Source organism: Mesorhizobium loti (genome assembly GCF_003148495.1).
Classification (GTDB): domain Bacteria; phylum Pseudomonadota; class Alphaproteobacteria; order Rhizobiales; family Rhizobiaceae; genus Mesorhizobium; species Mesorhizobium loti.
Window position 1 is genome coordinate 15119 of the sequence record NZ_QGGH01000004.1, and the last position, 15205, is coordinate 30323.

The following is a 15205-nucleotide window of genomic DNA, read 5'->3' on the forward strand; positions in this document are numbered from 1 at the left end:
GACATGCCGTGGCGTAAATCGTACGTCGCAATTGGACCAACGAAATCGGCGCTCAAAGAAGCGCGCGCGGCACCTTCTCCTCGAAATTGCGCTCGAAAACGAGTTTCTCGCCCTCATAGGCCTCGATTCTGGCGCTGACGATGAAGTTTTGCGCGTCCGACCGCATTTCGGCCGATGTCTCGGTGCGCACCGACCATCCATTTCGCGACAGGGTCTGCGTCCAGTGCGTCTTTCCCGAGGCCGACAGCGGATCGTCGGGATGGATCGTCCAGGTCTCGCGAGCGATGCTGCCATTGGCCAGGCCATGAGCGAGATCGCGCACCTCGCCGAAATCATCAACGATGGAAAGTGTCACGATTCCCGTTTTTTCGTCACGATCGACATGACGCTCGGAATTGGCGGCGCGGATCGTCTCTGTTGCCCAGGGGGTGGCCCCCTCCGGCTCGGCGAACGTCACTTCGTCGCCTGTCGCCAGCGGCCGCAGCGGCAAGCTGAGCGTCGCCGCCGACAAGGTGAGCTGGACCGGCTCCGGCGATGGCCAGATGGCAGGCCAATAGGTGTTCGAAACGGCAACGCGCAGCCGGTGGCCGGCCGGGACGCGGTAGGCGCATTGATCGAGCACGGCGCGCACTGAGACGATTTCACCCGGCACCAGTGCTTCCGGGAATTCGTGCGAGTTGCGATGCGTCAGATTGAGCACGCCGTAGGAGATCAGCTCCGAGGCACCGTCGGGATGCACGTCGCACAGCCGGACCGCGATATTGGCCTGCGGACGATCGGAGGATAGCCGCACCTCAACTTCGGGCGCGCCGACGATGTCGATCGCCTCGTTGAGTTCCGGCTGGTCGAAACACACCGACAAGGCATCGTCGGGGCGCTGATCGCCGGGCAGTTCCGGGCCGAAGGTGAACGGGAAATACTCGCCGCCGGCCAGGCCGCAGCTTTGCGGCGATGCGACGATGGCGGGTTCGCCTGCGGGGATCAGATCGACCGTTTGCGTCTTGATGGTTGGCGAGGGCCATTCCTGCTCCGCCACCCAGCGGCCCGGTCGCTCGGGATGCCAGCGTGCCGGACGCACGCTGTCCATCACATAGGCGCGGTAGGCAGGGTCGGCCTCGACGCCGGTGTCGACATCCTTCAGCCAGCGGTCCCACCAGCGCAACGCCTCCTGCAGGAAGCCGATGGCGGGCTTAGGCCCGGCGTAGTGCGGGTATTTGTGGATCCACGGCCCGATGATGCCCTTGACCGGGGCTTCGATGTTGCTGGCCAGATGCGAGACGGTGTTGCGGTAGCCGTCATGCCAGCCGCCGATCGACAGCACCGCGGCTTTGACGGCGGAAAAATCCTCGCAGATCGAGCCGCGCTTCCAGTAGGCATCGCGGTGCTGGTGCTTCAGCCACAGAGGTGCCAGGAAGGACTGGTTCTCCAGCCGGGTCAGCCATAGATCGCGCCATCTGTTGTCGCCGGCCAGCAGCGGGTCCGGCGGCCGCGACGAGTAGGAGAGCATGGTCGAGGCCCAGCCGAAATTCTCGATCAGCAGGCAGCCGCCCTTGTAGTGGATGTCGTCGGCATAGCGGTCGACGGTCGAGCACAGGCTGATCACCGCTTTTAGCGCTGGCGGCTGCTTGGCCGCCACCTGCAGGCAGTTGAAGCCGCCCCAGGAAATGCCCATCATGCCGACATTGCCGTTGCACCAAGGTTGGCTTGCCGCCCAGGCGATGACGTCGCAGGCGTCCTGCAATTCCTGCTCGGAATATTCGTCGTCCATCAGCCCTTCGGAATCACCGTTGCCGCGCATGTCGACGCGGATCGAGGCGTAGCCGTTGCCGGCGAAATAGGGATGCGTCAGCTGATCGCGAAAGATGGTGCCGTCGCGCTTGCGGTAAGGCAGATGCTCGAGGATCGCCGGCACCGGATCATCGCCGGCATCTTCCGGCATCCAGACCCGTGCCGACAGCCGGCAGCCATCCGGCATGACGATCCCCATATCCGGGAATTCGACGACTTTGCGGGGAAATTCGGTGACGGTTTTCATGGCATGCTCCAGGATTGCCAGATGATGGAGCCTGCCGTACCGCGTCGTGGGCCAGCCAACGAATTCTGCTGGTCAATCCGCGTCAGTTCAGCGGAATGTCGTTATCGTCCTTGTTCGCCTGATAGACGCCGGACAGATCATCGTAGCGCGCCGAAATCGCGCCAATACGTGTTTCCAGCCGTTGCCGCTCGGCCGCGGGCAAAGCTCGCACCAACCGACGTATGGAAAAGCTCTTCCAGTAGGCGTTCTCGGCATTGTAGCCGCCGGGATCGAGAGTGAAGACCTCTTTCAGGATTTTCAGATCGTGCGGGATGGCAAAACTGTCGCGCGAATCCTCATGGCTGAACAGATAGTAGAAATTGTCGAAGCCGGTCCAGGTGATCGCCGACAGGCACAGCGAGCAGGGTTCATGCGTGGCGATGAAGATGGCGTCTTTCGTATCGACGCGCTCGGCCTTCGGCATTTCGTAGAAGCGCTTCAGGCAGTGCACCTCGCCATGCCAGAGCGGGTTTTCCATCTCGTTGTTGGTCTCGGCCAGCACCAGCGAACGGTCGTCCTTTCTCAGGATCGCCGCGCCGAACAGCTTGTTGCCATGGGCAACACCGTCGGCCGTCTTCGGCACGATGTCGTGCTCGATGACGTCGAGCAGGCGGTCGATCAGTGAAATATCGGTCATTACGGGGTCTCCTGCTGCATGTCGCCCAAAAGTGCCCCCGGTTTTGGGGTAACGACACGCACAAAAAATTAAGGGAGATGGATCTCGTAGGCGTGCGAGAAATGGAACTCTTCGAGATTGGAGCCGTCGCCGCCACGGTCGACGATCAGGAAATCCTGCGCCTCGCCAAGCGGCGTCAGCACGCCATGCCAGAGATTACGGGAATAGTTGATGCCTTGTCCGGGTGCGGTGATGAAGGCATGCGGCTCGCCCGGTCCCTGCTCACCGTCATGGCAGACGACGACCAGGAACGGGCGCGGCGACAGCGGGATGAAGGCCTGGCTGCCGAAGGGGTGGCGCTCGACCATGCCTAGCCTCAGCGGCAATTCGTATGGCGTGCCGCGCACCATCGAGATCAGCACGCGGGCGTTCGGCCCGGTCGCCTCGGCGGTTGCGAGATCGTGGTAGCGCTCGGCCCTGCCGCCATTGATCGGGTAGTGGTTGTCGCCGCCCATGTCGATGACATCGCCGAATGGGGCAAAGCTCTCGCGGGTCAGCGGCCGCGCGACGATACGGGTCATGGCGCGCGCTTTGCAATACCGGCGCCGCCGAGCTTGGCGTGCCGGTTGACGTCCTTGTAGAGCAGATAGCGGAATTTGCCCGGGCCACCGGCATAGCAGGCCTGCGGGCAGAAGGCGCGCAGCCACATATAGTCGCCAGCCTGGACCTCGACCCAGTCCTGGTTGAGGCGGTAGACCGCCTTGCCTTCCAGCACATAGAGACCGTGCTCCATGACATGGGTCTCGGCGAAGGGAATGACGGCACCCGGTTCCAGCGTCACAATGGTCATGTGCATGTCGTGGCGCAAATCGGCCGGATCGACGAAACGCGTCGTCGCCCAACGGCCCTCGGTGCCAGGCATCGGCGTTGGCGCGATTTCCTGTTCGCTGGTGAAGAAGGCTTCCGGCACATCAAGACCGTCGACCGCCTCGTAAGCCTTGCGAATCCAGTGGAAGCGGACGTCGGCCTTGCGCTCGTTGCGAACCGTCCAGCCGCTGGCCGGCGGCAGGAAGGCAAAGCCGCCGGGCCGCAAGACATGCTTCTTGCCGGCAAGCAGAACCGTCAGTTCGCCCTCGACCACGAACAGGGCGCCCTCGGCACCGGCATCGGGTTCCGGCCGATCGCTGCCGCCGCCGGGCGCGACCTCGACAATGTATTGCGAGAACGTCTCGGCAAAACCTGATAGCGGTCGCGACAAGATCCAGACGCGCGTCTTGTCCCAGAACGGCAAGGCACTGGTGACGATGTCCTGCATCACCCCCCGGGGGATGACGGCATAGGCTTCGGTGAAGACGGCGCGGCCGGTCAGAAGCTCGCTCTGGCCGGGGTGGCCACCATGCGGTGCGTAATAGGTTCGGTCGGGCATCCTGATCGTATCCATGGGTTCAAACCTATTGCGGAAGCATGTCCTTGAGGCGGAGCAGCGCGATGCGCTCGACCTGTTTGCAGGCGGTCTCGAATTCGACGCCGCGGCTGTTGCCGATGCGCGCCTCGAATTCCGCCAGGATCTCCTCCTTCGTCTTGCCCTTCACCGCGATGATGAAGGGGAAACCGAAGGTGGTGACGTAGGCGGCATTGAGCTTGGAAAACAGTTCGCGCTCCTTGTCGGTCAGCGCGTCGAGGCCTGCAGAGGCCTGTTCCCTGGTCGATTCCGCCGTCAGTCGTTTGGCCTTGGCCAGTTTGCCGGCAAGGTCTGGATGGGCGTTGAGCACCGAAAGCCGCTCGGTTTCGCTGGCGGAACGGAAGATGCGGCAAAGCGCATTGTGCAGGCCGCCTGAAGTGTCGTGCGCCGGGCCCAGTTCCAGCTCGTAGGCGCGCTCAGCGATCCACGGCGAATGCTCGAACACGCCGCCGAATGTGTGGACGAAGGTCTCGAATTCCATCTTCGATGGGCGGAGTGCCGCCGGCTTGTAAGGATTGACCTGTTGCCAGTGCTTGGCGATGTCGATGCGCCGCGCCAGCCAGACCTTGTCATGCGATTTCACATAGTCGACGAAGCGCTTCAGCGCCGCGACCCGCCCCGGCCGCCCGACAAGGCGGCAATGCAGGCCGATGTTCATCATGCGCGGCCGGCCGGCCTGGCCCTCGGCATAGAGCGTGTCGAAGCTGTCCTTCAAATAGGCAAAGAACTGGTCGCCCGAGTTGAAGCCCTGCGGCGTGGCGAAGCGCATATCGTTGGCGTCGAGCGTATAGGGGATGATGAGCTGCGTGCCGCCCTCATGCTCGAACCAGTACGGCAGTTCGTCATCATAGGTGTCCGACACGTAGTCGAAACCGCCTTCTTCCGCGACAATCCGCACCGTGTTGATCGACGTGCGGCCGGTATACCAGCCGGTCGGGCGCTCTCCGGTCACCTCGTAATGCAGCTTGATCGCCGCTTCCAGGTCGCGGCGCTCGTCCTCGGCGCTGTGGTCGCGGTAGTCGATCCATCTCAGCCCGTGCGAAGCGATCTCCCAGCCGGCTTCCTGCATGGCCGTGACCTGATCCGGCGAACGGGCGAGTGCTGTGGCGACGCCGTAGCAGGTGATCGGCACCTCAGCCTCGGTGAACAGCCGAAGCAGCCGCCAGAAGCCGGCCCGCGCCCCATATTCGTAGATGGATTCCATGTTCCAGTGGCGCTGGCCCACCCAGGGTGCCGCGCCGACGATTTCCGACAGGAAGGCTTCAGAGGCCTTGTCACCGTGCAGCACGCAGTTTTCGCCGCCTTCCTCGTAGTTGACGACGAACTGCACGGCGACATGCGCACCGCCAGGCCATTTCGGGTCCGGCGGATTGGCTCCGTAGCCGCGCATGTCTCTTTCGTAACGCATCGTCCCTCCCGCCGGGCATGGCCCGAAGTATGATCAGGATATCGAAAGGGCTGCCTGCGCATTCCCCCGAAAATTTTTGAAAGTGTTTTTGTCGCACTCCGCTCGACCGGGACTTATGCATCGCCTTTAATTGGCGCACAATTCACTGTTGATACTTGATCGTACCGGGCCAATTCGCTCGTACCGGAAATGGGAGGCGGCCAATGGCAGAAACGTCGAAAGCCGATGGCGGGCGTCTGACGACCCATGTCCTCGACACGGCGACCGGCAAGCCGGCAGCGGGACTGTCGATTGCGCTCTATCACCTCGAGGGCAAGGCGCGGACACATCTGAAGACCGTTGTCACCAATGCCGACGGCCGTTGCGACAAGCCGCTGCTCGCCGACGCGGAATTCCGCACCGGCGAATACGAACTGCTCTTCGCCGCGGGCGACTATTTGCGCCAGCAGGGGTTGAGCCTGCCGAAACCCGCCTTTCTCGATGTGATACCGATCCGCTTCGGCATGGCCGAACCGGTGCATTATCATGTACCGCTGCTCGTCTCGCCCTACGGCTACTCGACCTACAGGGGGAGCTGAGGCATGGCCAAGGTCAATATCCGCAACGAGATCCGTTTCATTCTCAATGGCAGGGATGTAGCGCTTTCGTCGGTGGTATCAGATGCGACCCTGCTCGACTGGCTGCGGCTCGACCGTTCGCTGCGCGGCACCAAGGAAGGTTGCGCCGAGGGCGATTGCGGCGCCTGCACCGTGCTGGTCGGCAAGCTCTCGGCCGGCGGGCTGGTCTATGAAAGCGTCAATGCCTGCATCCGCTTCCTCGGCTCGCTGGACGGCACCCATGTCGTGACCGTCGAGCATCTGCGTGGTTCACCCGGCCAGTTGCATCCGGTGCAGCAGGCTATGGTCGATTTCCATGGGTCGCAATGCGGCTTCTGCACGCCGGGCTTCGTCATGTCGCTCTATGGTCTGTGGATGAGATCACCAGACCCGTCGAACGCTTCCATCGAAAAGGCTTTGCAAGGCAATCTCTGCCGCTGCACTGGCTACGAGGCGATCATGCGCGCGGCCCAGGCCATCTCCAGCTACGGCAAGGCGGCGAGGGATCCGCTGGCAGCGGAGCGCAAGGCGATCACCGCGAGGCTAGAGGCTATGCATGACGGCGCCCGGATCGAGATCGGTTCGGCCAAGGCGCGGCTGGTCGTGCCGGCCGATGTCGATGATTTCGCCGCCGTGCTGGACAAGGAACCCGGCGCCACCATCGTTGCCGGTTCGACCGATGTCGGCCTGTGGGTGACCAAGCACATGCGCGATATTTCGCCGGCCATTTTCATCGGCAATCTCGACGGACTTTGCACCATCTCGGAAGACAAGGGCGTCATTTCGATCGGCGCCGGCGTCACCTACACTGACGCCTTCGCGACGCTGGCGAAGCGCATCCCGGCGATGGGGCCGTTGTTCGATCGCATCGGCGGCGAACAGGTGCGCAACATGGGCACGATCGGCGGCAACATCGCCAACGGTTCGCCGATCGGTGATACGCCGCCGCCCTTGATCGCGCTTGGCGCACGCCTCACCCTGCGCAAGGGTAAGAAGCGGCGGACCATCCCGCTGGAAACCTTCTTCATTGCCTATGGCAAGCAAGACCGGCAGCCGGGCGAGTTCGTCGAGGCCGTGCACGTTCCTGTTCCAGCCAAGGATACAAAATTCGCAGTCCACAAGATCACCAAGCGCCGCGATGAGGACATTACCGCGGCCCTCGGCGCCTTCTTCCTAAGGCTGGCCAAGGACGGCACGGTCGCGGAAGTGCGCATCGCCTATGGCGGCATGGCGGCGACGCCGAAGCGGGCGTCCTCTGTCGAAAAAGCGCTGCTGGGCAAGCCGTGGACCGAACAGACTGTTGAGGCAGCGCTGGCCGAATATGCCAGGGATTTCACTCCGCTCACCGACATGAGGGCCTCGGCTGAGTATCGCGCCCTGGCAGCGCGCAACCTCTTGCTGCGCTTCTTCGCCGAGACCAGCGGCACCAGGGAGCCGATCCAGGTTTCAAGGCACGAGGCGGCATGATGAACAAGCACGCCAGCACCAATCTCAAGGCCGAAAAGATCGTCGGAGGCGTCGCCAACGACCAACGTCACGATTCCGCGCACAAGCATGTCAGCGGCACCGCCGTCTATATCGACGACATGCCGGAACCATCAGGCACGCTGCATGGCTGCCTCGGGCTTTCTGCCGCCACGCATGCCACGATTACCAGCATGGATCTCTCGGCGGTGCGTACAGCGCCCGGCGTTGTCGACGTGCTGACGGCCAGTGACGTGCCCGGCGAGAACGACATTTCGCCGACCGGCCGCCACGACGAGCCGGTGCTGGCCGACGGCAAGGTGCAATTCTATGGCCAACCGATCTTCTGCGTCATTGCCGAGACGCGCGAGCAGGCGCGCCGTGCCACAAGGTTGGCCAAGGTCGAATACAAGGAATTGCCCTTCGTCACCGACATTGGTGCGCTCGATCCGAAGAAGGACAAGCTCGTCACGCCGCCTCTCACGCTGAAGCGCGGCGATGCCGCCACAGCAATCCGTCAGGCGCCGCGCCGGCTAAAGGGAAAAATGCGCATCGGTGGCCAGGAACACTTCTACCTCGAAGGCCATATCGCCATGGCCATTCCGGGCGAAGATCAGGACGTCACCATCTATTCCTCGACCCAGCATCCGAGCGAAGTCCAGCACATGGTCAGTCATGCACTTGGCGTGCCGAGCAATGCCGTCACGGTGGAAATCCGCCGCATGGGCGGCGGCTTCGGCGGCAAGGAAACGCAGGGCAATCAGTTTGCGGCATTGGCCGCGATCGCCGCAAAGAAGCACCATCGCGCCGTGAAAATCCGGCCCGACCGCGACGACGACATGATCGCCACCGGCAAGCGCCATGACTTCCTCGTCGACTACGAAGTCGGCTTTGATGACGAGGGCAATATCCTCGGCGTCGATTTCATGTTCGCGGCGCGCTGCGGTTTTTCCTCGGACCTTTCCGGCCCGGTGACCGATCGCGCCCTGTTCCACTGTGACAACACTTATTTCTGGCCAGCGGTGCACGCTAAATCGGCGCCACTCTACACCAACACCGTGTCGAACACCGCCTTTCGTGGTTTCGGCGGCCCGCAAGGCATGGTCGGCGCCGAGCGCGTCATCGACGAGGTGGCCTTTGCCGTCGGCAAGGATCCACTCGAAATCCGCAAGAAGAATTTCTACGGCACATCGGACCGCAATATCACGCCCTACCACCAGACGGTCGAGGATAACGTCATTCAGCGCATTGTCGCTGAGCTGGAGCAAAGCGCCAGCTATGCGCGGCGGCGGCGCGAAATATCGGCCTTCAATGCCAACAGCCGTTTCATCAAGCGTGGCCTGGCGCTGACGCCGGTCAAGTTCGGCATCTCGTTCACCGCCACGCATTACAACCAGGCCGGCGCGCTGGTGCATGTCTACACCGACGGTTCGGTGCATCTGAACCATGGCGGCACCGAGATGGGACAGGGCCTCTACGTCAAAGTGGCGCAAGTGGTGGCGGAAGAGTTCCAGATCGATCTCGACCAGGTGAAGATCACCGCGACCACGACCGGCAAGGTGCCGAACACCTCGGCCACGGCAGCGTCGTCCGGCTCCGACCTCAACGGCATGGCGGCTCAGAATGGCGCTCGTCAGATCAAGGATCGGCTGATCGATTTCGCCGCCGAAAAATATCAGGTGCCGAGCGATCAGGTGCTGTTCCTGCCCAACCGGGTGCGCATCGGCAACCAGGAAATCGCCTTCGCCGATCTCATCAAACAGGCCTATATGGCCCGCATCCAGCTGTCGGCGGCCGGTTTCTACAAGACGCCTAAAATCCACTGGAACCGCGACAAGGGCGAGGGCCGTCCCTTCTATTATTTCGCCTATGGCGCCTCGTGTTCGGAAGTCTCTGTCGACACGCTGACCGGCGAATACATGGTCGAGCGCACCGATATTCTCCATGACTGTGGCCGATCTCTGAACCGAGCCATCGACATCGGCCAGATCGAGGGCGGCTTCATCCAGGGCATGGGCTGGCTGACGACGGAAGAACTGTGGTGGGACGCCAAGGGCCGGCTGCGCACGCACGCGCCGTCGACCTACAAGATTCCGCTCGCCTCCGACCGGCCGAAGATTTTCAACGTCACCTTGGCAGACTGGCCGGAAGCGAGCGAGCCGACGATCCACCGTTCCAAGGCAGTCGGCGAGCCGCCGTTCCCGCTCGGCATGTCGGTGCTGCACGCCCTGTCGGATGCGGTGGCGAGCATTGCCGACCACAAGATTTGTCCGCGCCTCGATGCGCCGGCAACGCCGGAGCGGGTGCTGATGGCAATCGAACGGCTGAAGGACGAGGCCAAGGCCTGAGTCTGGCACCAGGGTCGGCAATACGTGCAATTCAGGCCGAAAAACCCTATGTTTCCGGCACGGGAATGCGAATGATGAATTCGAAAGTGCAAAGCCTGAGAGATTTCCTTGCTGGTCAAGGCCGCATCGCTTTGGTCGAAGTGGCCGGGACAAAAGGCTCGACGCCACGCGAAAAGGGCGCCTTCATGCTCGTCTCGCAGACGGCGATCTTTGGTACGATCGGCGGCGGTCAGCTCGAATACATGGCGATCGACAAGGCCCGGCAGATGGTGGGTAAAGAGGCCCGCATCGAGGTTGACGAGATCTGCGCCACGCTCGACGTGCCGCTCGGGCCGGAGATCGGCCAATGCTGCGGCGGGCGCGTCGAAGTCTTGATCCGGCTTGTCGATGCCGCGCTCGTTGCCGAACTGGTTGTGGCCGCGGAGGCTGAGGAAGCGCATCTGCCGCATGTCTACATCTTCGGCGGCGGCCATGTCGGACAGGCGCTGGCGTCGACGATCGCGCTTCTGCCGGTGCACGGCGTCGTCATCGAGACGCGGGCCGAGGCGCTGGAAGGCATGCCGGAAACCGTCGAGACACGGCTGACGCCGATGCCCGAGGCCGAGGTGCGCAAAGCTCCCCCCGGCACCGCCTTCGCCATCCTCACCCACGATCACGCATTGGATTTCCTGATCGTCGCCGAAGCGCTGAAGCGCGACGACGCGGCCTATATCGGCATGATCGGTTCGAAGACCAAGAAAGCCACCTTCAAGAATTGGTTCCTGAAATCGGCGGACGGTAGCGAACCGGAGTTTGCCCGTCTCGTCTCGCCGATCGGCGGCGATGCCGTCAAGGACAAGCGCCCGCCGGTGATCGCCGCACTTGCGGCCGCCGAGATTATGACGGCGCTGGTTGTTCACGCCGCTGCCTCGGGTGCCGACCATCAGGTTTCGCGTGACAAGGTTATGGCCGGTTAGCCGCAGCTGAACATCGGCTTCTTCGTTTTCCAATCGCCCCAAACATGCGTTTGCTGTATCCACCGGCCTTGCAGCATGGGCGAAGGCATATGGACGTTTTGAAAATCGCGGCCTTTTCGGATGGCAACACCGGCGGCAACCCTGCCGGAGTCTTGATCAGCGATATCTTGCCCGATGCGGCCGACATGCAGCTTCTGGCGGCGCAGGTCGGATTCTCGGAAACCGCCTTTGCCGCTCCTGAAGGCGACGGCTGGCGGGTCCGTTATTTCTCGCCGGAAACGGAAGTTCCCTTTTGCGGGCATGCCACCATCGCGCTTGGTGCGGCGCTGGTCCGGCAGTTTGGCGATGGAGTTTTCCCGCTGACCCTGAACCAGGCCAGCATAACCGTCGAAGGGTTTCGCGATGGTGTAAATGTCGCTGCCGCGCTGCAGTCGCCGCCGACACGCAGCAAACCGGCCTCGCCTGAGCTGATTTCCGAAGCGCTGGCGCTGTTCGGTTACACCTCAAGCGATCTCGATCCGGCCATTCCACCGGCGCTGATCCATGGCGGCGCAGACCATCTTGTGCTTGCCCTCAAGTCGCGGCAGGCGCTGGCCGCCATGCGCTACGATCTGAAAGCCGGGCAAGCCCTGATGCGGCGAGAAGGGTTGGTGACGATCCTGCTGGCCTATGCGGAAACGCCACGGCTTTTCCACACGCGCAATCCGTTTGCCTCCGGCGGCGTCTATGAGGATCCGGCGACAGGTGCCTCGACGGCCGCCTTCGCCGGCTATCTGCGTGACATTGGCTGGCCGCATGGCGGCGCGATTGATGTCGTGCAAGGCGAGGACATGGGCATGCGCTCGCGCCTGCACGCCGACATTCCACCAACGCCCGGAAGTTCGATCAGGGTTTCAGGCAGCGCCCGGATGATGGACGAAGCATAGGCCCACGCATGCTCATGCCGGCCGTTTCAGACCCAGATGGTCGCGCAATGTGCGGCCCTCGTACTCCGTCCGGAACAGGCCTCGCCGCTGCAGTTCCGGCACAACGAGCTTGGCAAAGGCATCGAGTTCGCCGGGGAAGTAAGAGGGCATGACGTTGAAGCCGTCAGCCGCGCCACCTTCGAATCGCGCCTGCAGCTCGTCGGCGACCTGGGCCGCTGTGCCGACAATGCGCCAATGGCCGCGCGCGCCGGCAAAATGGCGGGCGAGCTGGCGAATGGAAAGATTGTCGCGGCGGGACTGCTCTATGACCAGCGCTTGCCGGCTCTTCATCCCCTCGCTCTCCGGCAGTTCCGGCAGCGGCCCATCGATCGGATAGCGCCACAGGTCGGAGATGCTGAGATAACTGGATAAAAGCGCAACGCCGACATCGTCGGGGATCAACTCCTGCAATTCCTCGTATTTTTCACGGGCCTTCGCCTCGGTCTCCGCCACAACTGGCGCGACGCCGGGCATGATCTTGATGTCGTCAGGCTCGCGCCCATAGGTGGCCATGCGCCCCTTGAGATCGTCATAGAAGGCCTTGGCTTCCTCGAAGGTCTGCGCCGCCGTGAACACCACATCGGCGGTGCGGGCGGCAAGGTCGCGGCCGACATCCGAGGCGCCGGCCTGGACCATCACCGGCGCGCCTTGCGGCGAGCGTGGCAGGTCAAGCGGGTCGCGAACCGAAAAGCTCTGGCCGTCGTGGCCAGAGCCGAGCTTCTCACGCCAAAGCCTGGCAACCACTTCGGCGAACTCACGCGCGCGCTCATAACGGTCGGCATGCGGACGCAAGCCGGTCGAGCCGAAATTCGCGGCTTCGATGGGGCTGGCCGAGGTGACCAGGTTCCAGCCGGCCCTGCCGCCGCTCAGATGGTCGAGCGACAGGAAGGTTCGCGCCAGCCCATAGGGCTCGTTGTAGCTTGTCGAGGCTGTTGAGACGAGGCCGATGCGGCTGGTCTGGGCGGCGAGCGCCGAAAGCAGGCTGATCGGCTCGAAACCGATCGAGCGCGATGTCTGGCTGGCGATACCGACATTGGCTTCGCGCAGGCCGGCGGCGTCCTCGCAGAACACCATGTCGAATTTCGCCGCCTCCGCCGTGCGCGCCAGCTGGATGTAATGGTCGATGTCGATGCCGGCGGTTACATGCGCCTTGGGGTGGCGCCAGGCGGCGATGTGATGGCCTGTTGCCCAAAGGAAGGCGCCGAGCTTCATCTGGCCAGCGGTCATTGGTCACCTCCGCCGGCAAGCCCGAGGTGCGAGCGCAAAATTGTCCCGCGATAGTTCTCTCGAAACAGGCCACGCAGCCGCAGCGCCGGCAAGACCAGATCGACGAAATCGTCGAGTGCTGAGAGTTGTGCCGGCATCAGGATGTTAAACCCGTCGCAGTTTTTCGCCCGGAAACCTTTTTCCATGCTGTCGGCAATGGTCGGCTTGGCGGTGCCATTGGTGACGAGCGAGATATTCATCAGAAGCCTCACGGCATCCGGATCGCGTCCGCAGGCGGCGACGCGGCGCTTCAGTTCGTCATAGCGTGCTTGCGCATTCTCGATCGGTTCGTCGTCAAGCAGGATGACATCGGCGGTGCGGGCGGCAATATCGAAGTCGGATTCCCGCAGGCCCGACAAGACCAGCACCGGCGTGTCCTGTGGCGACCGTGCGACGTTCAGCGGTCCGCGCACGGAAAAGAACTCGCCCTTGTGCTCGAGCAGGTGCATCTTTTCGGGATCGTGGAAGCGGCCGCCGCTCTGGTCGAACAGGAGCGCGTCCGCATCCCAGCCGTTCCACAGGCCCTGAACGATGTCGATATATTCTCCGGTGCGGCGGCGGAAATCGCCTGATGAAAACCCCTCCGGCCGGCTAAAATTGGCCGCTTCGCGCGGATTCTGCGCCATGGTCGCGTTCCAGCCGGTGCGGCCATGGCTGATGATGTCGAGTGAAGCAAAACGGCGCGCCAGATTGTAGGGCTGGTGGGCAATTGTCGAGGCAGCGGCAACGAGGCCGATCCTGGTAGTCACTGTGGCCAGTGCGGCCAGCAACGTCGTCGCTTCGAAGGGCATCTGCCTACTTGCTGCATCGTTACTCGAAGCCGGCACGGAATCGGCAAGGAACACCATGTCCAGCCCAGCTGCTTCGGCCTTTTGCACGAAACCAGCCAGGCGGCTGAATTCCGGCTCCGGTGATGGATCGGCGGTTCCCGCAAACAGCGAAACGGCAAGATGCATTGTGGCGCCGTTGTCCATCGATGGTCCCTGCAAGACGAAAATCGACCTGAACTATGTTCGCCACGTCCTGGGATGGCAACCGCCGGCGCTGGGCCAACCGCCGCTCACTTGCCGGCCAGTCCTATTTGCCAGCAAGCAGATCGTTGATCAGCCGCTGGCAGCGCTCGGCCATGAAGTCGAGCAGCAGCCGCACTTTTGGATCCTGCAGCTTCTTATGCGGATAGACGGCGGCGAATTGCACCGGTGTCGGCGGCGTGCTGCTAAGGATCACCTTCAGCCGTCGGTCGCGGATAAACGGCTCGACCTCGAAGCGCGGCTTGTTGATGATGCCGCGGCCGGACAGTGCCCAGCCGGTCAGCACGTCGCCATCGTCGGTGTCATACGGCCCGTGCACCTCGAATTTCTGCGGGCCTGTGGGGGTCTGCAGCGTCCACACATATTCGCGCGCGCCGGAATAGCGCAGCATCAGGCAGTCGTGCTTCTTGCCGATCAGTTCCTGCGGCTCCATCGGTTCGCCGCGCGCCTCGAGATATTTCGGCGCCGCCACCAGCACGCGTTCGCATTCCATGATGCCGCGCATCCTGAGGCTGGAATCCTCGATGATGCCGAGCCGGAAGGCGACGTCGATGCCTTCCTTCATGATGTCGACATTGTGGTCCGAGAGCCTCAGCCGCACCTCGATATCAGGATATTTGTCGTGAAAATCCGGAATGCCCGAAGCCACCAGCCGGCGCCCGAGGCCGAGGGGCGCGGTCACACGGATGGTACCGCGCGGTTGCCCGGAAAGCGCCGAGACCGCCGCTTCCGCCTCGGTGATCGCCTCCAGCACCTGCTTGGCGCCTCCGTAAAAAACCGTGCCATGCTCTGTCGGCATCAACTGCCGTGTGGTGCGGTTGAACAGCCGCACCCCCAGATGCTTTTCCAACTCCTTGATGCGGTTGGAGGCGACCGCTGGCGAGATGCGCATGTCGCGGCCGGCCGCCGACAGATTGCCGAGTTCGACGACACGAACGAAGACGGCGATGTTGTCGAGATAGGCCATACGGAGCACCTTCGCCGGTTTGCAGCGATCAGCCTAGTATTTTCCATTTTTT

Annotated in this window: 13 protein-coding genes; 5 read left to right on the top strand and 8 right to left on the bottom strand. The window is 62.9% G+C overall.

Annotated elements, in window-relative coordinates:
* Positions 1–52: 52 nt before the first annotated feature.
* From C8D77_RS17050 to puuE, 5 genes are all read right to left on the bottom strand, one after another.
* Positions 53–2035, bottom strand: a complete 1983-nt coding sequence (locus tag C8D77_RS17050) for a CocE/NonD family hydrolase (RefSeq protein WP_109665568.1) — start codon at positions 2033–2035, stop codon at positions 53–55.
* Between the two features lie 82 nt (positions 2036–2117).
* Complete coding sequence (locus C8D77_RS17055) at positions 2118–2711, bottom strand: nucleoside deaminase (RefSeq protein WP_109665571.1); 594 nt, start codon at positions 2709–2711, stop codon at positions 2118–2120.
* Positions 2712–2779: 68 nt separating this feature from the next.
* Positions 2780–3271 (bottom strand): ureidoglycolate lyase, encoded by a 492-nt coding sequence (locus C8D77_RS17060; RefSeq protein ID WP_109665575.1) that lies wholly within the window; start codon positions 3269–3271, stop codon positions 2780–2782.
* Positions 3268–4131 (bottom strand): bifunctional allantoicase/(S)-ureidoglycine aminohydrolase, encoded by an 864-nt coding sequence (locus C8D77_RS17065; RefSeq protein ID WP_109665579.1) that lies wholly within the window; start codon positions 4129–4131, stop codon positions 3268–3270. The genes C8D77_RS17060 and C8D77_RS17065 overlap by 4 nt, the downstream gene beginning before the upstream one ends.
* Before the next feature lie 10 nt (positions 4132–4141).
* The gene (gene puuE, locus C8D77_RS17070; protein WP_109665582.1) at positions 4142–5560 is read right to left on the bottom strand and encodes an allantoinase PuuE; all 1419 of its coding nucleotides are present in this window, start codon (positions 5558–5560) and stop codon (positions 4142–4144) included.
* A 203-nt stretch (positions 5561–5763) separates the two neighbouring features.
* On the opposite strand from puuE, the gene uraH reads away from it, so the two are divergent.
* The 5 genes from uraH (at position 5764) to C8D77_RS17095 (ending at position 11850) form a co-directional block, all read left to right on the top strand.
* Entirely contained in the window at positions 5764–6138 is a 375-nt protein-coding gene (gene uraH / locus C8D77_RS17075) for a hydroxyisourate hydrolase (RefSeq protein ID WP_109665587.1), read from the top strand.
* Positions 6139–6141: 3 nt separating this feature from the next.
* On the top strand, positions 6142–7623 hold the full coding sequence (gene xdhA / locus C8D77_RS17080) for a xanthine dehydrogenase small subunit (protein ID WP_109665592.1): 1482 nt from the start codon (positions 6142–6144) through the stop codon (positions 7621–7623).
* Positions 7623–9968: a xanthine dehydrogenase molybdopterin binding subunit gene (gene xdhB / locus C8D77_RS17085; protein WP_109666684.1), complete on the top strand. Its 2346-nt coding sequence runs from the start codon at positions 7623–7625 to the stop codon at positions 9966–9968. The genes xdhA and xdhB overlap by 1 nt, the downstream gene beginning before the upstream one ends.
* Positions 9969–10042: 74 nt before the next feature.
* Positions 10043–10924, top strand: a complete 882-nt coding sequence (gene xdhC / locus C8D77_RS17090) for a xanthine dehydrogenase accessory protein XdhC (protein ID WP_109666687.1) — start codon at positions 10043–10045, stop codon at positions 10922–10924.
* Positions 10925–11013: 89 nt separating this feature from the next.
* On the top strand, positions 11014–11850 hold the full coding sequence (locus C8D77_RS17095) for a PhzF family phenazine biosynthesis protein (RefSeq protein WP_109665597.1): 837 nt from the start codon (positions 11014–11016) through the stop codon (positions 11848–11850).
* 12 nt (positions 11851–11862) lie between these two features.
* Here the strand turns inward: C8D77_RS17095 and C8D77_RS17100 are convergent, their stop codons facing one another.
* From C8D77_RS17100 to C8D77_RS17110, 3 genes are all read right to left on the bottom strand, one after another.
* Positions 11863–13116 carry an LLM class flavin-dependent oxidoreductase gene (locus tag C8D77_RS17100; protein ID WP_109665601.1) on the bottom strand — a complete coding sequence of 418 codons (1254 nt, stop codon included), beginning with the start codon at positions 13114–13116 and terminating at the stop codon, positions 11863–11865.
* Entirely contained in the window at positions 13113–14129 is a 1017-nt protein-coding gene (locus tag C8D77_RS17105) for an LLM class flavin-dependent oxidoreductase (protein ID WP_109665604.1), read from the bottom strand. The genes C8D77_RS17100 and C8D77_RS17105 overlap by 4 nt, the downstream gene beginning before the upstream one ends.
* A gap of 103 nt (positions 14130–14232) precedes the next feature.
* A complete protein-coding gene (locus tag C8D77_RS17110) occupies positions 14233–15153 on the bottom strand; it encodes a LysR family transcriptional regulator (RefSeq protein ID WP_109665609.1) in 921 nt (306 codons plus the stop codon).
* Positions 15154–15205 lie beyond the last annotated feature (52 nt).

Excerpts from the sequence above, each read along its gene's own strand:
- puuE (WP_109665582.1), bottom strand. The coding sequence starts at position 5,560 with ATGCGTTACGAAAGAGACATGCGCGGCTACGGAGCCAATCCGCCGGAC.
- xdhC (WP_109666687.1), top strand. The coding sequence starts at position 10,043 with ATGAATTCGAAAGTGCAAAGCCTGAGAGATTTCCTTGCTGGTCAAGGC.
- C8D77_RS17065 (WP_109665579.1), bottom strand. The coding sequence starts at position 4,131 with ATGGATACGATCAGGATGCCCGACCGAACCTATTACGCACCGCATGGT.
- xdhB (WP_109666684.1), top strand. The coding sequence starts at position 7,623 with ATGAACAAGCACGCCAGCACCAATCTCAAGGCCGAAAAGATCGTCGGA.
- C8D77_RS17095 (WP_109665597.1), top strand. The coding sequence starts at position 11,014 with ATGGACGTTTTGAAAATCGCGGCCTTTTCGGATGGCAACACCGGCGGC.
- C8D77_RS17105 (WP_109665604.1), bottom strand. The coding sequence starts at position 14,129 with ATGGACAACGGCGCCACAATGCATCTTGCCGTTTCGCTGTTTGCGGGA.
- C8D77_RS17110 (WP_109665609.1), bottom strand. The coding sequence starts at position 15,153 with ATGGCCTATCTCGACAACATCGCCGTCTTCGTTCGTGTCGTCGAACTC.
- uraH (WP_109665587.1), top strand. The coding sequence starts at position 5,764 with ATGGCAGAAACGTCGAAAGCCGATGGCGGGCGTCTGACGACCCATGTC.
- C8D77_RS17060 (WP_109665575.1), bottom strand. The coding sequence starts at position 3,271 with ATGACCCGTATCGTCGCGCGGCCGCTGACCCGCGAGAGCTTTGCCCCA.
- xdhA (WP_109665592.1), top strand. The coding sequence starts at position 6,142 with ATGGCCAAGGTCAATATCCGCAACGAGATCCGTTTCATTCTCAATGGC.
- C8D77_RS17055 (WP_109665571.1), bottom strand. The coding sequence starts at position 2,711 with ATGACCGATATTTCACTGATCGACCGCCTGCTCGACGTCATCGAGCAC.
- C8D77_RS17100 (WP_109665601.1), bottom strand. The coding sequence starts at position 13,116 with ATGACCGCTGGCCAGATGAAGCTCGGCGCCTTCCTTTGGGCAACAGGC.
- C8D77_RS17050 (WP_109665568.1), bottom strand. The coding sequence starts at position 2,035 with ATGAAAACCGTCACCGAATTTCCCCGCAAAGTCGTCGAATTCCCGGAT.